17 protein-coding genes and 1 pseudogene are annotated in these 22,334 nt (G+C 45.3%); 10 read left to right on the top strand and 8 right to left on the bottom strand.

Annotated elements, in window-relative coordinates; all coding sequences use genetic code 11:
* Window positions 1-232 precede the first annotated feature (232 nt).
* The 3 genes from MASE_RS02865 to MASE_RS20180 all read left to right on the top strand — a co-directional run bounded on the left by MASE_RS02865 (window position 233) and on the right by MASE_RS20180 (window position 1,982).
* Complete coding sequence (locus MASE_RS02865) at window positions 233-1,024, top strand: SDR family NAD(P)-dependent oxidoreductase (RefSeq protein WP_014948254.1); 792 nt, start codon at window positions 233-235, stop codon at window positions 1,022-1,024.
* A gap of 86 nt (window positions 1,025-1,110) precedes the next feature.
* Window positions 1,111-1,836, top strand: a complete 726-nt coding sequence (locus MASE_RS02870) for an amidohydrolase family protein (RefSeq protein ID WP_014948255.1) — start codon at window positions 1,111-1,113, stop codon at window positions 1,834-1,836.
* Window positions 1,836-1,982, top strand: a complete 147-nt coding sequence (locus MASE_RS20180) for a hypothetical protein (protein WP_014948256.1) — start codon at window positions 1,836-1,838, stop codon at window positions 1,980-1,982. The genes MASE_RS02870 and MASE_RS20180 overlap by 1 nt, the downstream gene beginning before the upstream one ends.
* A gap of 70 nt (window positions 1,983-2,052) precedes the next feature.
* Here the strand turns inward: MASE_RS20180 and MASE_RS02875 are convergent, their stop codons facing one another.
* The 3 genes from MASE_RS02875 to MASE_RS02885 all read right to left on the bottom strand — a co-directional run bounded on the left by MASE_RS02875 (window position 2,053) and on the right by MASE_RS02885 (window position 4,671).
* Window positions 2,053-3,237, bottom strand: coding sequence for a mandelate racemase/muconate lactonizing enzyme family protein (locus MASE_RS02875; protein ID WP_014948257.1), 1,185 nt, complete (start codon window positions 3,235-3,237; stop codon window positions 2,053-2,055).
* 55 nt (window positions 3,238-3,292) lie between these two features.
* Complete coding sequence (locus MASE_RS02880) at window positions 3,293-4,060, bottom strand: class II aldolase/adducin family protein (RefSeq protein WP_014948258.1); 768 nt, start codon at window positions 4,058-4,060, stop codon at window positions 3,293-3,295.
* 65 nt (window positions 4,061-4,125) lie between these two features.
* Window positions 4,126-4,671 (bottom strand): NUDIX hydrolase, encoded by a 546-nt coding sequence (locus MASE_RS02885; protein WP_014948259.1) that lies wholly within the window; start codon window positions 4,669-4,671, stop codon window positions 4,126-4,128.
* Window positions 4,672-4,905: 234 nt separating this feature from the next.
* Between MASE_RS02885 and MASE_RS02890 the strand changes: the two genes are divergently transcribed.
* The 5 genes and pseudogenes from MASE_RS02890 (at window position 4,906) to MASE_RS02910 (ending at window position 13,009) form a co-directional block, all read left to right on the top strand.
* Entirely contained in the window at window positions 4,906-5,955 is a 1,050-nt protein-coding gene (locus MASE_RS02890; RefSeq protein WP_014948260.1) for an efflux RND transporter periplasmic adaptor subunit, read from the top strand.
* A 14-nt stretch (window positions 5,956-5,969) separates the two neighbouring features.
* On the top strand, window positions 5,970-9,077 hold the full coding sequence (locus tag MASE_RS02895) for an efflux RND transporter permease subunit (protein WP_014948261.1): 3,108 nt from the start codon (window positions 5,970-5,972) through the stop codon (window positions 9,075-9,077).
* Between the two features lie 531 nt (window positions 9,078-9,608).
* Window positions 9,609-10,012 (top strand): annotated as a pseudogene (locus MASE_RS02900) (type 2 periplasmic-binding domain-containing protein).
* 34 nt (window positions 10,013-10,046) lie between these two features.
* Window positions 10,047-11,246 (top strand): hypothetical protein, encoded by a 1,200-nt coding sequence (locus MASE_RS02905; protein ID WP_014948263.1) that lies wholly within the window; start codon window positions 10,047-10,049, stop codon window positions 11,244-11,246.
* Window positions 11,247-11,389: 143 nt separating this feature from the next.
* Entirely contained in the window at window positions 11,390-13,009 is a 1,620-nt protein-coding gene (locus MASE_RS02910) for a methyl-accepting chemotaxis protein (protein ID WP_014948264.1), read from the top strand.
* A gap of 170 nt (window positions 13,010-13,179) precedes the next feature.
* On the opposite strand, the gene rpoD is transcribed toward MASE_RS02910, so the two are convergent.
* From rpoD to rpsU, 4 genes are all read right to left on the bottom strand, one after another.
* Window positions 13,180-15,012: an RNA polymerase sigma factor RpoD gene (gene rpoD / locus MASE_RS02915; RefSeq protein WP_014948265.1), complete on the bottom strand. Its 1,833-nt coding sequence runs from the start codon at window positions 15,010-15,012 to the stop codon at window positions 13,180-13,182.
* A 478-nt stretch (window positions 15,013-15,490) separates the two neighbouring features.
* Complete coding sequence (gene dnaG / locus MASE_RS02920; RefSeq protein ID WP_014948266.1) at window positions 15,491-17,269, bottom strand: DNA primase; 1,779 nt, start codon at window positions 17,267-17,269, stop codon at window positions 15,491-15,493.
* Between the two features lie 204 nt (window positions 17,270-17,473).
* A complete protein-coding gene (locus MASE_RS02925) occupies window positions 17,474-17,920 on the bottom strand; it encodes a GatB/YqeY domain-containing protein (protein ID WP_014948267.1) in 447 nt (148 codons plus the stop codon).
* Window positions 17,921-18,250: 330 nt separating this feature from the next.
* Entirely contained in the window at window positions 18,251-18,466 is a 216-nt protein-coding gene (gene rpsU / locus MASE_RS02930) for a 30S ribosomal protein S21 (RefSeq protein WP_012517258.1), read from the bottom strand.
* A 521-nt stretch (window positions 18,467-18,987) separates the two neighbouring features.
* On the opposite strand from rpsU, the gene tsaD reads away from it, so the two are divergent.
* Window positions 18,988-20,013, top strand: a complete 1,026-nt coding sequence (gene tsaD, locus MASE_RS02935) for a tRNA (adenosine(37)-N6)-threonylcarbamoyltransferase complex transferase subunit TsaD (protein WP_014948268.1) — start codon at window positions 18,988-18,990, stop codon at window positions 20,011-20,013.
* Window positions 20,014-20,205: 192 nt separating this feature from the next.
* On the top strand, window positions 20,206-21,522 hold the full coding sequence (locus MASE_RS02940) for an alkaline phosphatase family protein (RefSeq protein WP_014948269.1): 1,317 nt from the start codon (window positions 20,206-20,208) through the stop codon (window positions 21,520-21,522).
* Here MASE_RS02940 and plsY read toward each other — a convergent pair.
* On the bottom strand, window positions 21,512-22,114 hold the full coding sequence (plsY, locus tag MASE_RS02945; protein ID WP_014948270.1) for a glycerol-3-phosphate 1-O-acyltransferase PlsY: 603 nt from the start codon (window positions 22,112-22,114) through the stop codon (window positions 21,512-21,514). The genes MASE_RS02940 and plsY overlap by 11 nt on opposite strands.
* Between the last annotated feature and the right edge of the window lie 220 nt (window positions 22,115-22,334).

Genomic DNA, 22,334 nt, shown 5'->3' on the forward strand with positions numbered 1-22,334 from the left:
GATCTATGCGGACTGATATGAGAGAAACACATAGGTTTACCAAGACTCGTGGACTTTAAATGTGCAGTAAAGGTCACACAGGCTCTGATGATGATGACTGACGCATTGATGTTAATATAGAAAAGTGAACTCAAGTGGTAAGCTCGCTTGCAATTCAAATTCTCACTGGCATGCTTAGCCTACATTGAAATAACCCGTTCACATACGCACAAGCAACATGGTACATAAAAACATGAATCCAGAAAGCGCGAAGAAAAACCTTAAACATAGCAGTGATGATGCGCAGATCCCGGTTTGCATTGTAACGGGGGGAAGCTTGGGTATCGGTTTTGCGGTATGCAAGCTGTTTAGTCAAAACGGTTATCAAGTCATTAATTTAGATATCAGAGACTTTGAGCAAGCGTTACCTAATGCTATCTGGAAGCCGTGTGATGTAAGTGTTGTGCGTAATATTGAAGCCGCGGTGAATGAGGTTATTAGTTCTTATCAACGCATAGACGCATTGGTATGTAATGCCGGTATACATGTTTCAGCAACCATTGAAGACACTGATGAAGCGCTGCTTGATAAGGTACTAAACTTGAACGTAAAAGGGGCGTATGGCGCGATTAAGTCTTGCCTGCCAACCATGAAAGAGCAGGGCAGCGGCGCGATTGTGGTGATGGGTTCAGATCAGTCCTTTATTGGAAAGCGCAATTCGTTCGCCTACGGTGTCAGCAAAGGTGCGTTGGCGTCTATGGCGAAAACCACCGCGCTTGACTACGCACCCTATAATATCCGCGTTAACGCGGTATGCCCGGGTACCATCGAAACCCCTCTATTTCATAACGCCATTGATAATTATGTGGCACGTTCCGGGGCAGATAAAATTGAAGTGGTAGCTGAAGAAGCCGCTGCACAACCTATTGGACGTTTGGGCCAGCCCGAAGACGTAGCTGAATTGACTTATTTCCTATGCAGCAACAAAGCGTCGTTCATCACGGGTAGCTTGTATGCGGTGGATGGGGGCTACACAGCACAATAGAAAGAGCACAATAGATAGGGCTGAACAGAAAAGCAACGCGAAATGCCTTATCAGCAATAGCATAAACCAAGGTTTTATAAACAAAGATGAGCAAGCCTTCAATCACTTGGATAGACCCTCATATTCACTTCTTTGCCTTAAACGAAGGGCACTATGGTTGGCTGAAACCAGCCAATGCCCCCTTTTGGCCAGATAAAAAAGCGATTGCAAAACATACTACAGAGCACATGCTTTATCGCGCGTCGTTAGGGCAGTTAGCCGGTTTTGTTCACATTGAAGCGGGTTACGATAACGAAAGACCCTGGCGTGAAATTGCGTTCTTGGAGCGTCATTGTACGCTGCCATTCCGTTCGGTTGGGTGTATCGATTTAACGGGAAATAATGTTGGCAGTCATATCGACAAGCTAAAGCGGTACCAGTCAATACGTGGGCTTCGTCACATATTAGATGACGATGCTAAAGTACTTTTACGCACCCCTAAGGTTAAATGGGGAGTTCATCATATGGCGTCGCAAGGCTTGTCTTTTGAAGCGCAGTTAAATCTTGCAGATAGCAATGCTGTGCATGCGCTGCTAACGGTACTAGAACAAACACCCTCGCTAAAAGTGGCTATAAATCATGCCGCAATAGCGCCAATTGATGTAAATAGCTTTGCGTTTAAAACATGGCGGCAGAATATTCGCGACTTGAATGAAACGCAGCAAGTTGTGTTTAAGTTCTCAGGATTAGAAATGCAAGATCGCCGTTGGCTGTGGCAGCGTGCGTCTTATATTTTTGAAACCTTGCTGGACACCGTTGGCACAGATCACTGATGTTTCCAGCAACTTCCCGTGTGTCAGTGGCAATGCCGTATGCCGCGCTTTGGCACGGGTTCGTTGACATTACAACGCCGCTTTCTGTAACTCAAAAAGCGGCGCTGCTGTACGAAAATGCGAAGCGATGGTACGACATCGCATAAAGCTAGCTTACTTGAGCTGCTGAACTAGCCTAGGGTTTATTGCCTTCAATAAACCCGTTGGATTTCAGCTTTATTTAAGCGCAGTTACCGTCATGTGCGGCGAGCGATAAACCACCTCATCGTTTAGATCGATACCAATTCCCGGTGTGTCAGGCGCTTCAATGAAGCCGTTTACTGGCTGAGGATCTTGAATGCAAAGTTCACGGTTCCAGTCTTTAATAGCGTAGGTATGGTGCTCGTGAATTAAGAAGTTTGGAATGGCCGTTTCTAGATGCAGGCTTGCCGCTGTCGCTACAGGGCCTCCGCAAACGTGAGCCTGAATACGTACATCGTAAATGTCGGCATAATCACACACCTTTTTCGCTTCGGTGAAACCACCACAAAGGCCAACGTCAGGCTGAAGTACATCAATAGATTGGTCTTCAAGGTAAGGGCGTACATCCCAGCGGTGGTACAAGCGCTCACCGCCCGCAATAGGCACATTCACGTTCTTCGCTACTTTGTCGTGAAGCTTCGAGTTAAGGTAATTCACTGGCTCTTCGTAATATAGACAGCCAATTTCTTCAACGATGTCACCCAGCTGGATAGCCGTTGATGCACCTAATAAGCTGTGACATTCAAAGATGATGTCGCCATCTTCGCCCATTGTGTCTCTAATCGCCTGAAGACGGGCTTTGAAAAGTTTAAGCTCGGGCTTAGTGAATAGTTTGGTTCTGTCGAAATGGGTGTTGCCGTCTTTATCGTAAACGATGGGGTCAACTTTAACCGCATCGTAACCATCTTTAAGTGCTTTTTCAGTGGCGCGAGCATAGTCAGCGGGGTCGTTAAGCTTGGTTACTTCTTTGTCCCAATCAAACTGTAGCTGGCTAGCGTAGCTACGGAGCTTGCCATTAGTTTTGCCACCCAGTAATTCGTAAACCGGTAAGCCAAGCGCTTTGCCTTTAATGTCCCAAAGTGCAGTATCAATAGCGCTCATCGCAGCATAAATAACCGGGCCGCCGCCTAATCCCCAAAAGCCTTCGCGCAGCATTCTCGACCATAGCAGTTCAGTGTGAAAAGGATTAAAGCCAATCAGCATGGCTTCGGCAATTTCTTTAATCATGTGTGCAGCGGCGCTGTGACCCCAATCATAAGCCAGTCCTGCTTCGCCCACACCGGTAATACCTTCGTCGGTGTAAACGCGTACGAAAACCGGGTTCCACTGAGGGCGCTTAGGGCATTCGATATCAAAAATTTCTACTTTTTTGACTTTCATAATGTATAAACAATTCCTGTTTGAAATAAGTTGGCGTTTAGCTGGCTAAGCTAAATTATTCGCAGAAGCCCGGGTCTAGTTTGTAAGCTTTGCGAAGCATGGCAGGCCATGCTTTTTGGCCGCCTGTTTCGCCGCTGTGAACCACATTAGCCTGTGCGTATATGCCATCAATAATGCTTTGCGGTATCTCGATAACCTCTTCATTAGACTGCATCAGGGCAAGCTGAATTTCGCACGCACGCTGCAAATCATAAAAGCGCATAAAGGCGTCACCAACGGTGGGGCCAAGGGTTAGACCGCCGTGATTAGGCAAAAGCATGTGATTAGTGTCGCCAAGATCGTCCTGCAAACGTTTCTTTTCACTATCATCAACGGCTAAACCTTCGTAGCTGTGATAAGAAAGTGAAGGTAGCGAAAACATTGAATACTGGCTCCAGGGCTTAAGCCCGCCTTTGACAGATGCGACTGAGATTGTGGCTAGTGTATGCAGGTGAATAACGCATTGGGCATCGTGGCGCACTTCGTGGATAGCACTGTGAATGGTGAAGCCAGCAGGGTTGATGCCGTAAGGTGTATCGTCAAGGATGTTACCCTCTAAATCGACCTTAACCAGGTTAGAGGCGGTAACCTCGTCAAACGTCAGGCCAAAGGCGTTAACCAAGTAATGATCAGTGCCCGGTACCTTAGCTGAGATATGAGTGTAAATAAGGTCGCCCCATCGCATATCTGCCACTAACCGATAGCATGCTGCTAAATCGACACGAGTTTGCCATTCTTGTTCAGATACTTTGCCTTTAAGGCTTAAGGTTGGCAGTGAAAACAAGCCACTTCTCCTATTCTTTTCATGGTGACAATTTACCAATACCCGCAACAATGAACAATGCTTTGTCAGTGCTGCGTTATATCGAATTGGGTGTAGCCATCGCGCAAGGGAATAAGATCGTCAGCGAAACGCATTGCGTCGTGGTCAAGGGTAAAGGGGTCGGTTTTTACGAGCTTTTTTATCTCTAATTTGGCCCAAGGAGGCGCATCGAAGGCGTCTGGAAGGGTCTCAATACCAGCATCTAAATCACAACCAAATATAGCCAGTCCATTAGATGTGGTGGATAAATATTGGGTAACTTCAACATTGAACCCAGTTTCTTCCCACGTTTCTCTGTGTGCAGTACAGGCGACCGATTCATTTTCAAGCACCCCTCCACCAGGAAAATCCAATTTACCCGAAAGACGGTGTTCTACTAACAGTACCTTGTTATTTGTTTTGACTAGGCACGCGGCAGCAATCAAAGGGGCTGGACTGTTTTCTCCGACTTGGTTTTGTTGAGATAAAAGCCTATCGGAAACGCGACAAACCGGCGCGTTGGGTGAAGACTGTGAACATGCGAAAAGCGTTAAAACAGCGAATATAGCTGATAAGCGAAATAAGATGACCATCGATTTGGGTAAAATACTCTAGAAGCTGTTTGTGATTGTTATTAAAAATAATCAATATTAAATGACAGACTCTACGCAAAAATAAAAATAACACAACTAACAATAATAACGCGGTACACAATCTTAACGTATAGCGGTGCTTGCGAAGAATCGTAAGCGGATTTTGTGTACTTGAGTATCCTAAACGTTTTGAAAAATACGTGATGGGATACTTTTTTACCTATAGGAAAGGTTATGTCTTCACGATTATCTTTATCGCCTTTGTTGCTTGGCGTAGTACTACTTGCAGGTGTTGTAGTGTATTTGAATATGCCCGAAGAAGAGAGCGCGAGTAATAGTAGCGTGCGGGCGACGCCGGTAAAAACAGCCTTGGTATCATCACAAGCATTCCCCATTACTATTGAGTCATTAGGTACTGCTACCGCCAACGAGTCGGTGAATATTACCGCACAAGTCACCGATACCGTAAAAACGATTAATTTTGAAGACGGCGATAAAGCCACCGAAGGCGAGTTACTGGTTCAGCTAAACAATACGGAAGAACGCGCCAGGGTAGAGGAACTTAAGGCGAATATTGATGAGGCCAAACGCCAGTTCACGCGAATTTCTGACTTGCGTCAGTCAAACGCTACCTCTGAACAACTTCTTGACGAGCAGCAAGCACGGGTTAAAGCCTTACAAGCTCAGCTAGATATTGCGCTAGCTCAGCTAAACGACTTGCAGATACGCGCGCCATTTAGCGGACTACTAGGTAATCGCGAAATCAGTATCGGCTCTTTGGTGCAACCTGGTGACACTATCACTACTTTAGATGACATCAGTCTAATTAAGGTCGATTTCAGTATCGCTGAAAACCATCTTGCAAGCGTGGCTAAAGGGCAGGCATTAAGTGCATCCTCGGTGGCTTACCCCGGAGAAGAGTTTACAGGGAAAATCTCTAACATTGACACGCGACTCGACCCGATTAGCCGCTCCATTCGGGTACGTGCAACGATAGACAACCAAGATAATCGTCTACGCCCAGGTATGCTGCTTACCGTAATTGTTGAAAAGCGCGTGCTGAATACTTTGGTATTGCCGGAAAAGGCGCTGGTTCCCGTTCAAGACAAGCAGTATGTGTATGTCGTTAAAGATAACGTTGCACATCAAACTGAAGTGGTAATTGGTGAGCGTCGTCCCGGGCTGGTACAAATTGTTAGTGGGTTAAACGAAGGCGATGAGGTCATTACCGAAGGCCCGCTTCGGGTACGCGACCAATCTCCGGTTAATGTGTTAAACCGCTAAGGGAGCATATCGTCATGTTATTGTCAGACGTTTCTGTAAAGCGCCCTGTTTTCGCAACGGTTATTAATTTACTGCTGATCATTTTCGGTATTGTCGCTTTTACCATGTTGAGTTTGCGTGAATACCCTGATATCGACCCACCGATTGTCTCGGTGAGTACGACCTATACAGGGGCATCGGCTAATATTGTTGAGACTCGGATCACCCAGCTATTGGAAGATAGAATATCGGGTATAGAGGGGATAAAAAACGTTACCTCGACCTCTCGTAATGGTCGTTCAGACATTACCATTGAATTTAAGCTCTCTCGTGATATTGATGCTGCCGCGAATGACGTGCGCGAGCGAGTAAGTCGCGCACTCAATAACTTGCCTGATCAAGCTGATCCTCCTGAGGTGTCTAAAGCAAATTCCGATGAAAGTGCAGTGGTATGGTACAACTTGCGAAGCACAAACCTAAATACCATGGAGCTAACTGACTACGCCGAGCGCGTATTAGTGGATAGGCTTTCAATTGTCGATGGTGTCGCCCGAGTCCAAATTGGTGGCGGAAGACGATATGCCATGAAGGTATTCCTAGACCGCAATGCAATGGCGGCAAGAGGCATTACAGTTAACGATGTAGAGCAAGTCATTCGCGCCGAGAATGTGGAATTGCCGGCGGGGGAAGTGGAAAGTACTGATCGTAACTTTGAAGTACGGGTTGCGCGAACCTTTCTTACGCCTGACGACTTTGCCGCGCTGACGGTTGCGATAGGCGACAACGGCTATCTTGTGCGGCTTGGCGAAATAGCCCATGTTGAATTAACCGCAGAAGATGACGAAACCGAGTTTCGTGGTGATGGAGTCAATATGATTGGACTCGGTATTATTAAGCAGTCCAAAGCCAACACCTTAGACGTTGCCCGTGCAGCGAAAGCGCAAATTGAAAGAATTGAAGCCACCCTTCCTGATAATATTTTTATTGTACCCAGCTATGATTCGTCGGTATTTATTGAGGCGTCGATTGATGAAGTATATGAGACTTTAGGTATAGCGATGCTAATGGTGGTGATCGTTATTTACCTTTTCCTAGGTAATATTCGCGCCACGTTAATTCCGGCAGTTACCGTACCCGTTTCTATTATTGCCGCTTTTATCGTGATGTATGCACTGGGGTTTTCGATCAACCTTCTTACCCTGCTTGCTATGGTGCTAGCCATCGGTTTGGTGGTGGATGACGCCATAGTTGTGCTTGAGAACATCTACCGACGCATAGAAATGGGCGAACCACCTATTTTGGCCGCCTACCGCGGCGCTAAAGAAGTTGGGTTTGCGGTTATTGCAACAACGCTGGTGCTTATTTCTGTGTTTGTACCGTTGGTTTTCCTTGAGGGCAACATTGGAAGGCTATTTACGGAGTTCGCATTGGCCATAGCTGCTGCGGTAGCGTTTTCAAGCTTTACCGCACTTACGTTGTCGCCCATGATGGCGTCGAAAATCCTTAAAAAAAGAACCCGATCGTCTGGCTTTGGAAGTTGGATGGACAAGCAGTTCTCTAAACTAGAGAACGGCTACTTCAATACGCTAGGTAAAACGTTGCATCAGCCTATTTTGATGCTGCTTATGCTTGCTATTGCTATCGTTGCATTGGTACAGCTTTCTGAAAAAGTGCCTAGCGAGTTCGTTCCCAAAGAAGACAGAGGCAATTTCTTCATTTTGATGAACGCGCAGGAAGGGGCTAGTTTCGAAAGTAACGCAAAGAATCTCGAAAAGATTGAAAGTATCTTAATGCCTTACCGCGAGAGTGGGAAAATCAATCGCCTTTTGGTTAGAACACCTGGTTTCGGCGGTAATGCGGGTATCGCAATTGTGGGGTCTGCAGACTGGGATGAGCGAGATTTCAGTACATTTTCGCTCATGGATGAAATCAGCGCCAAACTTAACAGCGTGCCTGACGTTCGTGCTTTTGCCATCATGCGCAGCGGGATTTCTGGAGGAGGCCTCGGCCGTCCTGTTCAGTTCGTCTTACAAGGCGATACCTACGAAAATCTGGTTGAATGGCGAGACATTGTTCTACAAAAGGCAGCGCAGAACCCAAGGCTCATTCGACTAGACTCCGATTATAAAGAAACCTCACCACAGCTATTGGTGAATATTAACCGCGACAGGGCCGCTGATCTTGGGGTATCAATTAGTGATATTGGCGGCACACTGGAAGTGATGCTGGGTCAGCGTAGGGTGTCAACATTCCTTGATAGGGGCGAAGAATACGATGTCATCATGGAAGGTATAGAGGAAGATTTTCGAAGCCCTAACAGCATAGAAAATTTGTACGTGCGTTCATCCCGTACTGGCGAGCTCATTCCTATGGACAATTTACTCACGTTTGAAGAGCAAGCCACGTCAGCACAGTTAAATCGCTACAACAGAATGCGTGCTGTCACTATTTCTGCCAACTTGGCGGACGGTTATACGCTAGGGCAGGCACTTGAATATTTAGAAAACATTGTAAGTACAGAGCTGCCTGACAATGTATCAATAGATTACAAAGGCGAGTCACAGCTGTATCAGGAAGCGGGTAATTCATTTGTATATGTATTTATGCTGGCACTCGCTGTCACTTACTTAATATTGGCTGCGCAATTTGAAAGCTGGGTGCACCCGTTAGTCATCATGCTGACCGTACCGTTGGCGCTTGTTGGAGCCTATATCGGGCTATTCTTTAGCGATATGACAATCAATATATACAGTCAAATCGGTTTGGTTATGCTAATTGGACTTGCCGCAAAAAACGGTATTCTTATTGTCGAGTTTGCAAACCAACTACGGGATGCCGGTATGGAGTTTGAATATGCGCTTAAACGCGCAGCCGCGCAGCGCCTACGTCCTATCGTAATGACGGGCTTCACTACGGTATTTAGCTCCTTACCACTTGTACTCGCGTCTGGACCAGGAGCAGAAAGCAGAATGGTTATAGGCATGGTCATTTTCTCTGGTGTTCTCGTTTCTGCCTTCATGACACTTTATGTTGTTCCCACCGCTTATAGTTGGCTGGCAAGAAACACCGGTTCTCCACTTCAACGAACAATGGAGATAGAGAAGCTGGAGCAGACGATCCCTTATAAAAAAGGCGAATCGTAACCATTAGCGGGGTACAAGCCCCGCTTATCCTTTATTTTCTTCAATACACGCTCAACAAGTGCTGATTCAAAAATATACAGGAAGGGGCTGTAAGGATTATCTTTTGCGTATGTTTTTATATACGTAAATATCATCGCTTATCACTAAACGTTTTGTGGTGAACTCCCTTAACCTACTGAATAAGATAAAATAATTTGCTTTTTATTGTTCTCATCATTAATTCTTATTTGTAGCCATAATGCATAAAGGTATGTATTAGACATTTGTATAGTTGCTTAACTTACAACTTCATCTACACTTCGCGCCAAAATCAAACGCTTGTATAAGTCATTAATTTTTAAACGCTAAAATTTTCACGCTCAAATTGGCGAATATGGCAATTGTGACCAATACTTACCCCGTTGTATGAGTATGAGCACACACGCACATGTTTGTCTCAAGCCGTTTAAAAGCTCCACTTTCCGTGCAAACGGGTTAGCAAGAAAGTTAAAAGCGAAGAGCAAGCATTCAACAGACTCTAGAGGACATATCATGAAGAAATGGATACTTGCAGCAGGATTGTGCTGTAACGTAGCTTTTGCCGATGTAGCAGTTATTGTTCATCCAAGTAACGCTGACACCCTCGATAAAGATAGTATTAGCCGTTTATTTCTAAATAAAGCAAAGGCGTTTCCAAGCGGTACGCAAGCCGAGCCAGTTGCGTTAGCTGAAGGCCAATCTGCCACTGATGAATTTAACGGCAAGGTATTAAACAAAACCGCAGCACAATTAACTGCGTTTTGGTCAAAACTAGTATTTACCGGTAAAGGTCAACCACCAAAAGCTCTGGGTAGCGATGCAGAAGTTGTATCGCAGTAGCAGGAAACCCTGGCGCAATTGGTTACGTCGACGCTGGCGCTGTTAACGACAGCGTACGAGTAGTCGCTACCTTTTAACTGACCGTTTATACAAAGAATTTAAGGAACACGCATGAAAACCAAACTTGCTATCTTATCTATGGCTGGCCTGTTAGCTACTCCGGCACTGGCTGATATTCAAATCAACGGCTTTGCAAACCTTATTGGTGGTATGACACTAGACGATGACGAGTCAGTGTACGATTACGACAGCGACTTTAACTTCGACCCTGCAAGTGTATTTGGCCTTCAGGTTCGTGGTGATGTTAGCGATAAGCTCTCTGCGACCGCCCAGCTGGTTGGCCGTGGTAGTGAAGATTACGACGCCGATTTTGAATGGGCGTACATGACCTATATGTTGAACAACAACTTCAACATCAGTGCAGGCCGTCTTCGTATGCCTTTATTTAAGTACTCTGCGTCATTAGATATCGGTTACTCGTATCACTGGCTAACACCACCAGATGCTGTATACGGCATTGACTTCAACAACATTGACGGTGTTCGTGTTGACTACATGAACTATTCAGGTGACTGGGAATATGGTGCGCAGTTTACCGTTGGTCGTGTTGAGGCTGATACCACCATTTCAGGAACGCCTGCTGCGTTAGAGTTGGAAAACGTGGTCGCTGTTTCATTTGAAGCAACACGTGATTGGTTCAGTGCGCGTACTTTGCTAGCACGTGGTAAAACAAGTGCTGCGAATGCTGACTTTGACACATTTGTTGGTGGTTTAAATCAATATGGTGCCTTTATTCCTGCGGCGTCTTTAGCCGCTGAAGGCCTGAGTGTTAACGAAGATACAGGTACCTTCTTTGAAGTTGCTGTTGATATCGATAAGTACGATTGGTTTGTGGGTGCAGAATTTACCCAAACAGAAGTTGATGGCTCTGTTATTGCCGATAATAAAGCATGGTACGTTACCGCGGGTATGCGCTTTGGCAAGTTTACACCACATATTACTTACGAAGTTGAAGAAGCGGATAATGGTACTCAGCTAGGTTTAATTGCTGCATTGCCTGCTACGATTGCGACAGGTGATGCCGTGGTTGATGCTACGTGGAACGGCGCAAATGGCTCGCCGGGTATTTACCAAACTGCGGCAGGTATTGCTGCTCAACAGGAGCTAGATGTATCTGCAGTTACTGTTGGTCTTCGTTACGACGTTGAGCCAGGTTTTGCACTTAAAACTGACGTAACTTGGTATTCAGATGATCTAAACGATCTAAATGATGCAACACTGCTCAAAGTAGGCGTAAACTATACGTTCTAACTACTCGTTATGGCCTTGCATTTTGGTGCGAGGCCATAATTTCATTAAAGATTTTAGCTATTGGGTAGATAAATTAGTTATGATGTTTTTTCAGGTAAAACTGAAACGTAGTTAAGCAATTATAAAAAACAGTGGGATAGCTGATGAACTTTCTAAAAAAAATGCCAATTGCGACAAAGATTTTCCTCATACCGGGGATCGCAGCGCTAAGTTTTATTATTTACTTGCTTATCACTGTCTATACCGCACTCAATAATGGTGCAACGCTAGAAAAAGTTCAGAAAGTTCAATTTCCTGCCCTTCAACTATCAGCATCGACCTTAGTTGATATGCAAAAGGTTCGCGATACCCTTGCGAGCGCAGTGACCACTGGTGATCAAGACACCCTTACTATGGCGCAAGAGCTCGCCGAAGAAGCAAAAAGCGGCTTAAACCAAATTGCTTCTATTAGCCCTGAGTTTCGTAGTGAAATTTCCCGCATCTCCTCAGGCTTTGATAATTATTTCAATGTTGCCTACGACGTATCACAGTCTATGGTCAACGGCACTGCCGACTTCAGTCGTTTAGGCGAACTCTCAGCCCAAATGAATCAGTCATACGATGGTGCCATCGCTGCGATGTCTCAATTTCGTGATGCTCAACAGGCGGCATTTGAAGAAGCATTTAAAAACACAGACAGTGCCAATACCTCGTTAATTAGCACAGGCGTCATTTTAGCCGTGGTTGTGACTATATTGCTGTTTGGAACAGCGGTACCTATTGTTCGCGGCATTAAGCAAAGTATTGATGACGTGGTTCGTTCCCTTAAAGATATTGCTCAAGAAAACGGTGACCTAACGGTTCGTATAGAAACCAAAAGCGAAGATGAAATTGGCGAATTGGTGTATTGGTTCAACCAATTTATGGACAAATTGCAAGGCGTAGTGCGTGATGTGGTAGAAGCGAGTTTACCACTATCAAACCTAGCGCAGAACTTACGCGGTGTAACGGAAGAAACCCAGCGCACTATTGATGTACAGCAAAAGTCTGCAACCAATGCTAAGCGTGCGGTAGATACGATGAGTGGCTCTGTTGACGGTGTTGCACATAGCGCAGCGCAGGCGGCCAGTGACGCTAACGAAGCAACAACAGCGGCCAGTGAAGGTCGTCAAATCGTACAGCAAACCGTTACCAGTATTCAGCAGCTTGCTGAGAACGTACGCGAAACCGCTGACGTTATAGCTCGTTTAGAGTCTGATTCTAATAAAGTTGGCTCGGTGCTGGATGTGATTAAAGGCATTGCAGAGCAAACTAACTTATTGGCGCTTAACGCCGCTATCGAGGCAGCTAGGGCGGGTGAACAAGGTCGAGGCTTTGCAGTGGTAGCTGATGAAGTAAGAACGCTAGCATCGCGCACACAGCAGTCTACGGAAGAAATTCAAAGTACTATTGAACAGCTTCAAAATGCTGCTCACTCAGCGGTAGAGGTAATGTCTCGTGGTACTGAACAAGCAACTAGCAGTGTAGAAACGGCTAATAAAGCGGGAAGCAGTCTAGAAACCATTACCAGTACTATTGGGCGCATCAATCAAATGAACGAGCAAATCGCGCACAATACCGAAGACCAGCGCACTGTAGCGGTTGACATAGTTCGTCACGTTGATGAAATTCATGAGCGTACCGAGCAAACGGCGAGCCGTTCAGGTGAATTAGGCAGCATGTGTAATGAGCTTGCTGACCTGGCGCAGCACCTTGAGTCAATTGCGAAGCAATTCAGAGTGTAACACCTTATCAAATGCTATTTAAGGCCTCCGCAAGGAGGCTTTTTTGTAGGCGCCAGTTACATTTCAAAAGTCATTGTTACTAGCGCTAGTAAAGCTGAATTAGGATAAAACGAAGGCATAAAAAAATCCCCAGCCAAGGCTGGGGATTTTTAGTCAAAGCAATGCTTTTTCTATTCGTCTAAGAAGCTGCGTAGCTGCTCAGAACGGCTAGGGTGGCGAAGTTTGCGAAGTGCTTTCGCTTCAATTTGACGAATACGCTCACGGGTTACGTCAAACTGCTTGCCTACTTCTTCAAGGGTGTGGTCAGTATTCATGTCGATACCGAAGCGCATACGAAGTACTTTTGCTTCACGGGCGGTCAGGCCTGCTAGTACTTCCTGCGTTGCATCTTTCAAGCTACCGCCAGTTGCTGAGTCGAGGGGCTGAATAATTGTGCTGTCCTCGATAAAGTCGCCAAGATGTGAATCTTCATCATCACCGATAGGGGTTTCCATCGAGATTGGCTCTTTAGCAATTTTAAGTACCTTACGAATTTTGTCTTCAGGCATTAACATGCGCTCTGACAACTCTTCAGGAGTAGGCTCACGACCCATTTCCTGAAGCATTTGACGAGAGATACGGTTAAGCTTGTTGATCGTCTCAATCATGTGAACAGGGATACGGATAGTACGCGCCTGGTCAGCAATAGAGCGAGTAATCGCCTGACGAATCCACCACGTTGCATAAGTTGAGAACTTATAACCACGACGGTATTCGAACTTATCCACCGCCTTCATTAGACCAATGTTACCTTCTTGAATAAGGTCTAGGAATTGAAGACCACGGTTGGTGTACTTCTTAGCAATTGAGATTACAAGACGTAAGTTAGCTTCAACCATTTCTTTCTTCGCGCGGCGTGCTTTCGCTTCACCGATTGACATGCGACGGTTGATGTCTTTGATATCTGCGATCACCAAGCCAGTTTCCTGTTCAACTTGGTTCATCTTGCTAATACAGCGCTCAATTTCTTCCTGATTTACAGCAAGGTCAGCGGCGTATGGTGCACCTGATTTAACTGCTTCATGTAACCATGCATTAGACGTTTCGTTGCCCGCAAATGCTTTGATGAAGTCTTTCTTCGGCATTTTTGCGTTAACCACGCAAAACTTCATTACTAGGCGCTCTTGAATACGCACTTTGTCCATCATCTCACGCATGTTCTTAACCATGCGATCGAACTGTTTTGGAACTAGGCGGAATTCTTTGAAAACATCGCTTAATGCATTGATTTGCGTGCGAGAGTCAGCATGAGCTCGGCCTTTCTTCTCGATAACTTCACGAGTTTTAAGGTATTGCTCACGAAGCTCAGTGAAACGCTCACGGGCTAACTCTGGGTCAACACCGCTATCGTCTTCGTCGCTATCGTCATCATCTTCATCGTCGTCTTCATCATCTAACTCTTCTTCAGATAATTCAGAACCAACGTGAGTAGCCGTTGGAGCAAGGTCTTGCTCATCGTTAGGATCAACAAAGCCAGAGATGATGTCGCTCAAGCGAATTTCTTCTGCTTCGTAAAGATCCCACTGGTCTAATAGATAAGTGATAGCTTCTGGGTATTCAGCAACTGAACATTGTACCTGGTTGATACCATCTTCAATTCGTTTAGCGATTTCAATTTCGCCTTCACGAGTTAGAAGTTCAACCGTACCCATTTCACGCATGTACATGCGAACTGGGTCAGTCGTACGGCCAATTTCACTTTCTACAGTAGCTAGTGCCTGAGCTGCCGCTTCTGCAGCATCTTCATCAGCATTCGCTTCTTGCATGAGAAGTTCGTCTGCATCAGGAGCTGATTCAGAAACTTGAATTCCCATGTCGTTAATCATGCGGATTATGTCTTCGATTTGATCAGAATCGACAATATCTTGCGGCAGGTGGTCGTTTACTTCTGCAAAGGTTAAGTAACCTTGCTCTTTACCTTTTGCAATCAGGAGTTTAATCTGAGACTGCTTGCTTTGCGCCATATAACCTACACTTCTCACATTCAATTAGTTTGCAATAGAAAAGACAACATACGTCTAGGTATGTTCCCCGTTCTGCTGTAGTACTGCTTTTGTATCAAGGCCGTTAATGCTCGATGCCACGCTGGTCTAAACCATTATGTTGCGATGCACATCTGCTCGGGTTCGGATCTGCCCGTTATGTTCGGCTATATCTTTGCTACTCGTGCTGCTGTATTTTTGTTCACTTTATAGTGAATGAGACACGTTTATCTGTGCCCACAGCGAATTAGCCAGTATAGCAGAATAAACGGTGGTTTTACCAGATTGATGGCCGATTTTTTAGCCAGTGTTTTTAAGCTATAAAACAGCGCATACTTACAGCGCGTATTTTAGCTAAACTAATCTTGTTAACTTAATCTCACCAACATAAGTGTTTAAAAAAGCCTTGTGCAAAAGCCTACAGAAGAACAGGCTAACCTCTAGGTCAGTTTGCCCAAGGTTAACTCTTCTGTCTTTCCCTCATAAGCAGGTTCAATTCCTGTTTTTCCGCCTGTGTCAGCGGCTGAACCCGCGAGCGTGAAATTAAGGTTTCAATGCGGCTATCGAAATGCCCGTCCAGTAAGCGAGCGAAGCTGTCGTTGTAAACCCGTTCAGCATCCTCGTCTTTAACCAAGTGTTCTTGTAACAATAATTTCGCGATAGTAGAAGAATGGGGATGGTCGCGGAAATTTTCAACAAGCTGCGCGGTTTTTGCTTGAGGGTGACTCACGCAATAGCTATGCACATCGCGTAATAAATCCATGCCAGCAGCGTTGCTGCCCGCAAAAATATCAATTTGAACGTCTTCACATAGTGTGGCTAATTCAGGTTTATCAAGCAGCAAGCGTATCAGCATGCGAAGCGGTGATAGTTTAGGCTTGTTTACTTGATTGCGATTCGGAGAATAAGCTTGCTTCGAACCTTGATTGGCTTTGGTGATATCTTGCTGAAGTTTAAATCGGTCAAACTCGCCAGTGTGCTTGGCTAATTCTTCCAGCAGCATTTGCTTTTGATCATCACCTAATGTGCTCTCAATAAGCGGCATTGCCGCTTTCTTAAGGGCAATTTTACCTTCCGGCGTGCCCACATTGTGCGTCTTTAATAAGTTTTCAAAGAAGAAGCGGGATAACGGCATAGCGTCATCTAGCATTTCCATAAACGCATCTTTCCCCACCTGACGCACCATAGTGTCAGGATCCTCGCCGTCGGGTAAGAATAAAAACGAAATACGCACGCCGTCTTTTAACGCGGGCAGGGCGTTTTCTAACGCGCGCCATGCAGCTTCACGCCCTGCGCGGTCACCGTCATAACAGCATACAATGTGAGACGTAGCGCGAACCAGCATTTGAATATGTTCAGGTGTGGTAGCTGTGCCCAACGCAGCAGTAGCAATATTAATGTCGAATTGACTGAGCGCCACTACGTCCATATAGCCTTCTACAATAACGACGGTATCCAGGCTACGATTTTTTTGTCTGGCAGAATAAAAGCCAAAGAGCTCACTGCCTTTGTGGAAAATGCGGGTTTCTGGCGAGTTTAAGTATTTAGGGCCGCCGTCATCTAATACTCGGCCGCCGAAACCCACCACACGACCCCGTTTGTCCCTGATAGGAAACATAATGCGGTCGCGGAAGAAGTCGTAGGTACGTCCTTGGTCGTTTTTATTGACCAGTTTTAAATCGACCAGTTGCTTGATGCGCTGTTGATCTTTGCCAAAGGTATTTAGCAACGCGTCCCAACTGTCTGGCGCGTAGCCAATTTCCCATTGCTTAACGATATCGCCGCTTAATCCACGGTTTTTCAAGTAGTCGATGGCTTTTTTGCTATTACCATTTTGGCGTAACTGATGCTGGAAAAAGCGTGCAACTTGCTCCATTACTGCGTAATCGTCTTGCTGTTGCTGCTTTTTCTCTTCGCTCATGGCAGGGCGGCTGCCCTTTTCACGGGGGACTTCAAGCCCGTGATAGCGCGCTAGCTCTTCAATCGCCTCGACAAATTCTAAGCGGTCGAATTCCATAATAAACGAGATAGCGTTACCGTGAGCGCCACAGCCGAAACAGTGGTAAAACTGTTTGTCTTGACTAACAGTGAAAGATGGCGACTTTTCGTTATGAAAAGGGCAGCACGCTTGGTAGTTTTTACCTGCTTTTTTAAGTTTAACTCGGCTATCTACTACTTCTACCACATCGGTACGTGACAGCAGGTCGTCTATAAAATCGCGAGGTATCTTTCCAGCCATGAGGGTACTTTCAAAAAGGGTTAGTTAAAAAAGATTCAGTTCAAAAAGAATGAGAAAAGCACAAGTCGTAACTGCGCTTCAAGCGACAGGCTACAACATTATGAAAACAGTAATCTACTTTAACAGGGAAGTGTAAAAATGAGAACAATGAAGGTGTGACAATGCACACCTTCTACACGCTTCACTTTTACGAAAGGGCAGAGTTTAAGCGTTCAAACGCGCCTTAATTTTTGCACTCAAAGCACCCATGTCGGTGCGGCCTTGAACCTTAGGTTTCAAGGCGCCCATGACTTTACCCATATCCTGCATACCCGTTGCTCCGGTCGCAGCCATAGTTTCGTCGATAAGTGCATTTAGCTCATCGTCAGTCAAAGGCTGAGGTAAGAAATCTTCAATGTAAGTGATTTCTTCACGCTCTTTGCTAGCTAGGTCGTCGCGGTTTGCTGCGTCATATTGTGCAGCCGCGTCTTGGCGCTGCTTAACCATTTTGGTTAGTACCGCTAAGATTGCGCTGTCGTCTAGCGTAATTTGTTCATCGATTTCTTTTTGTTTAATGGCAGCCATTGCCATGCGAATAGTACCAAGACGTACTTTTTCTTTTGCACGCATCGCATCTTTTTGCGCTGCTTTTAAATCATCAATTAGTGCCATGATGTTTCCTGATTTTTTATTAGTAGAGTTTATACCAATCCGCATAGATCATTGCCCACTCAGAAAATGTCCGTATTCTTTGTTGCGTCACCTTGATGTAGAACCACTATACTTGCGATAACACGCCGCGATTACGAACATTTTAAATCTCGCTGAGTGGATAATCATCTATGCGGACTGGTATTATTAAGCCCCAGGTTGAAAATCAAATGCAACCATTTGAAAAGGAAAAAATGGAGTCGTTAAGAATAAGGCCAAAAAAATAAAGGCCCAGAAACGCGAAAGGTGCTGCAATTGCAACACCTTTCAGACTCGTTACTTAACCCTATATTAGTAGAGTTTTACGCGACGTGCGTTTTCACGAGCTAGCTTCTTAAGATGACGCTTCTTAGCGGCAGCTTTCTTGCGCTTGCGTTCCCAAGTTGGCTTTTCGAAGAATTCACGACGACGAACTTCAGAAAGAACACCTGCTTTTTCACAAGAACGCTTAAAACGACGCAGCGCCACATCAAACGGCTCGTTTTCTCTAACTTTAACGATAGGCATTAAACACTCACCTCAAAACTTTTACTGTGTAAATCCGGGTAAAATTGTGCGCTAAAAAGGCCACCCGGGTTAAAAATGGTGCGAAATTCTAATCATATCTACAGAGAAAGTAAAGGATGAATTGCCAAAAAATAGCCAATATTGTGCATTTACCGTTCATTTACCTGTTCACTGGCATTCCATGAATGCAGGATTAAAGGTAAACTCTGCGCTCGTTAAGCACCGTGTTGTTTAACTCGGCTTGTATAAGCGCCCTTTTCAGAATGTTTTCTTGCTCAATTCCCTTTTGAAAAATGAGTGATCAAAAGTGTGGAATCATATGATCCTGACTAGGGTAGTGTTATGATCGCGACGGGATCATAAAGATGATCGCATCAGATCGCCAGAATTATTTTCTCAGTTTTTGATATTTGCTTAGTCATTATGGTTCTCAACAATTGTGTGAACACGTGTTGTGATAAAAAGACGACAGCAAATCCAAAAACGAAGCATTGAAGTTAGTAGTAAAAGGGTTACTCCCCATGCGTATTTTAGGAATAGAAACATCTTGTGACGAAACTGGCATCGCCGTTTACGACGATGAAAAAGGGTTGCTGTCGCACGAACTATATAGCCAAGTAAAGCTGCACGCAGACTACGGTGGTGTTGTGCCTGAACTTGCGTCACGGGACCACGTGAGAAAGATCATTCCTTTAATTGAAAAGGCTATGGAAGACGCTAACACCCAACCATCAGAGATCGACGGCGTTGCTTTTACCCAAGGTCCCGGTTTAGTGGGCGCATTGTTAGTGGGTTCGTCTGTCGGGCGTTCATTGGCCTACGCGTGGAATGTGCCAGCAGTGGGCGTTCATCATATGGAAGGGCATTTATTAGCGCCTATGCTTGAAGACGACGCACCTAAATTTCCTTTCGTTGCTTTATTGGTTTCAGGTGGCCACTCAATGCTAGTTAAAGTCGAAGGCATTGGTCAATATGAAGTACTTGGTGAGTCTATTGATGATGCCGCTGGTGAAGCCTTTGATAAAACCGCCAAGTTACTTGGCCTTGATTACCCAGGCGGCCCTCTTTTAGCAAGATTGGCTGAAAAGGGAGAAGCGGGACACTATAAGTTTCCTCGCCCGATGACCGACAGACCAGGACTAGATTTCAGTTTCAGTGGTTTAAAGACCTTTGCGGCGAACACCATTCGCGATGCTGATTTAACTGGTGGTGATGCTGAGCAAATTAAAGCCAATATTGCCTACGCGTTTCAAGAAGCAGTAGTTGATACGCTTATTATAAAATGTAAGCGAGCATTAAAGCAGACTGGCATGAAGCGTTTGGTTATTGCTGGCGGCGTAAGTGCAAATACAATGTTGCGCAGTGAGATGAAAGCCCTGATGCAAGAGCTAAAAGGTGAGGTGTTTTATCCTAGCTTAGCGTATTGTACAGACAATGGTGCCATGATTGCCTATGCGGGCATGCAGCGTTTGAAAGCTGGAGAAACCTTGGCCTTGTCTTCACAAGCCAAGCCGCGCTGGCCCCTTGATACTTTATCGGCGATTTAGGTATTCATAAAAAACCGGTAATTAGGCGCCACACCTCGTTGTAAACGCTACTATGTCTTCCCTAAGTTCACTGGGGAAATATTGAGCATAGCAAGCAGGTAAAACAAAAAAGCATAAATAAAAGGCAATGGAAGCGCATTCCATTGCCTTTTGTTTTACTAAAATGAACATTGAGTAAGGACGTTAAACACCATGCGCTTAGCAACAGACGGAACAAAACAAAATGCACCGCTATTCTATTTAGCATTGTCGTTATTTATTTCGCTTACCTTTGCAGCGCTCACTGCGTCCAATGCATTTGCATCAAGCAAAGCACCCTTGAATGACTTTGTAAAAGGCCTGAAGCAAGAGCAGCAAGATCAGTATGTCGTGCTCATTTCTCTTGATGGATTTCGCCACGACTATATCGAATTACACAACGCGCAACACCTTGGTGCTATTGCAAAGAAAGGGGTAAGAGCGTCGTCTATGACCCCTGTTTATCCTTCAAATACCTTTCCCAACCATATTTCACTTATCACTGGGTTATTACCGAAACACCACGGCATCGTGAACAATCGATTTTTTGATAAGTCTCGCCCAACGAAAGAAGGCTACGCGCAGTACAAGCTGGGTTACGGCGGCATGGACAGCACGTGGATTACGGCAACGCCGCTATGGAACTTAGTGGAATATCATGGCATGAAGGCAGCTACCTTCTTCTGGCCAGAGTCTGATTCACGCATATCAGGTACCTTGCCTAGCTACTTCTATCACTACTCTAAATACGCTGATTACCAGCAGCGGGTAGATCAAATTATAACTTGGTTGAAACTGCCTGAGGTGTCGCGCCCTCGCTTTATTGCGGGTTATTTCTCGCTTACCGATTCGGTTGGACATGATGAAGGACCTTTTGCCGACAAAACCAATGATGCGGTGCAGGAAGTGGATGCGCTTATTGGTCAACTTTATGAACGCATTAACGCATTAGATTTGCCGGTAAACTTGGTAGTGGTGTCGGATCACGGCATGACACCCATTGATGAAAGTCAGCTTATAGAAGTTGAGTCTTTATCTATACCTGATAGCTTCATTATTGAAAATGAGGGAGCGCAAGTTCATCTTTACGCCAAAGTGGGCGTGAACGATAAACAAATCACCGAAGAAATAGAGCGTCTTACCCATATAGCCGAAAACCGTTACATTGTGCTTAACGATACCCAGCGCGCTGAGCGACATATGGAAGTGGGAAATAGAACCGGCGATATTATTATTGAGATAGCCCCGCCAGCACGCTTTAAAAACGCCAACAGCATGCATATTAGTAAAGGTGGGCATGGCTACATGAACACGCTGCCTGATATGGGGGCGACGTTTGTAGCAGTGGGACCTGCGTTTAAAACGAATACCACCCTACCTCTGTTTAGCAACCTGGAGGTTTATCCTGCGTTGGCCAAAATACTTGGCATTGCGCCGGTTACGCCGATAGATGGTAAGTTAGATGTGCTGGAAAAGGCGCTTACTCTTTAACTTTTCCCTTATCCCATACTTTACTTTCATTGCCCGCTAAAAGACGGGCAATGTTGTCTTTGTGGCGTAGAATGATAAGCAGCGAAAGCATTGCCACGGGCACGGTATATAAAGGCTTAATCAAAAATGTAAATAACGGCGCAAGAGATACTGCGATAAGCGCGCCTAATGAAGAATAGCCCGTAAGAAACACCACTACTACCCAACTCAAAATAAGCAAACCTGCCAAATCGAGGCCTATAGGGAGCATAGCGCCAAACGCAGTGGCGACGGCTTTTCCACCTTTGAAACCAAAATAGAGCGGAAAGATATGCCCCAAGCACGCGAAAATAGCAATGACGCCTAACATGATTGGCTCTATGCCCAGAAAGTAACTGCCGTAAACGGGAATAGTGCCTTTTAGTATATCCATGACAAGCACGAGGAGTGCTGGAACACGACCGCCCAGTCGATACACATTGGTAGCACCTGGGTTTTTAGAGCCGGCGGTTCGTGGGTCTGGTAAACCAAACAGCTGGCTTATAACCACAGCACTTGAAAGTGAACCGAAAAGATAGGCAACAGCGATCATCAAAAGAGTTAGCGAAATCATTTTGTCATTCTAATTATTAAAAATATTGCCTTTTATTACGTTAAATTTGGTGTGTGCAAGTTCAATGGGCTTTAGTCGCATTAAATTGTGAAACCTTGGTTGCTCCCAGTTGTCATACAGCGGTATAGTTGTGCCACACAAGCGTAAAGCTACTCCATCCAAACGCGATATACCACCGTTTACCAGCAATATGTGGGTGAAAGCGCAGTAGTAAGACCAG

The sequence above is a fragment of the Alteromonas macleodii ATCC 27126 genome (genome assembly GCF_000172635.2).
GTDB classification, from domain to species: Bacteria; Pseudomonadota; Gammaproteobacteria; order Enterobacterales; family Alteromonadaceae; genus Alteromonas; species Alteromonas macleodii.

Bases quoted from the DNA above. Each gene is read 5' to 3' on its own strand.
- MASE_RS02895 (WP_014948261.1), top strand. From the start codon at position 5,970: ATGTTATTGTCAGACGTTTCTGTAAAGCGCCCTGTTTTCGCAACGGTT.
- rpsU (WP_012517258.1), bottom strand. From the start codon at position 18,466: ATGCCTATCGTTAAAGTTAGAGAAAACGAGCCGTTTGATGTGGCGCTG.
- rpoD (WP_014948265.1), bottom strand. From the start codon at position 15,012: ATGGCGCAAAGCAAGCAGTCTCAGATTAAACTCCTGATTGCAAAAGGT.
- MASE_RS02905 (WP_014948263.1), top strand. From the start codon at position 10,047: ATGAAAACCAAACTTGCTATCTTATCTATGGCTGGCCTGTTAGCTACT.
- MASE_RS02890 (WP_014948260.1), top strand. From the start codon at position 4,906: ATGTCTTCACGATTATCTTTATCGCCTTTGTTGCTTGGCGTAGTACTA.
- MASE_RS02910 (WP_014948264.1), top strand. From the start codon at position 11,390: ATGAACTTTCTAAAAAAAATGCCAATTGCGACAAAGATTTTCCTCATA.
- MASE_RS02870 (WP_014948255.1), top strand. From the start codon at position 1,111: ATGAGCAAGCCTTCAATCACTTGGATAGACCCTCATATTCACTTCTTT.
- MASE_RS02875 (WP_014948257.1), bottom strand. From the start codon at position 3,237: ATGAAAGTCAAAAAAGTAGAAATTTTTGATATCGAATGCCCTAAGCGC.
- MASE_RS02885 (WP_014948259.1), bottom strand. From the start codon at position 4,671: ATGGTCATCTTATTTCGCTTATCAGCTATATTCGCTGTTTTAACGCTT.
- dnaG (WP_014948266.1), bottom strand. From the start codon at position 17,269: ATGGCTGGAAAGATACCTCGCGATTTTATAGACGACCTGCTGTCACGT.
- MASE_RS02940 (WP_014948269.1), top strand. From the start codon at position 20,206: ATGCGCTTAGCAACAGACGGAACAAAACAAAATGCACCGCTATTCTAT.
- tsaD (WP_014948268.1), top strand. From the start codon at position 18,988: ATGCGTATTTTAGGAATAGAAACATCTTGTGACGAAACTGGCATCGCC.
- MASE_RS02925 (WP_014948267.1), bottom strand. From the start codon at position 17,920: ATGGCACTAATTGATGATTTAAAAGCAGCGCAAAAAGATGCGATGCGT.
- MASE_RS20180 (WP_014948256.1), top strand. From the start codon at position 1,836: ATGTTTCCAGCAACTTCCCGTGTGTCAGTGGCAATGCCGTATGCCGCG.
- plsY (WP_014948270.1), bottom strand. From the start codon at position 22,114: ATGATTTCGCTAACTCTTTTGATGATCGCTGTTGCCTATCTTTTCGGT.
- MASE_RS02865 (WP_014948254.1), top strand. From the start codon at position 233: ATGAATCCAGAAAGCGCGAAGAAAAACCTTAAACATAGCAGTGATGAT.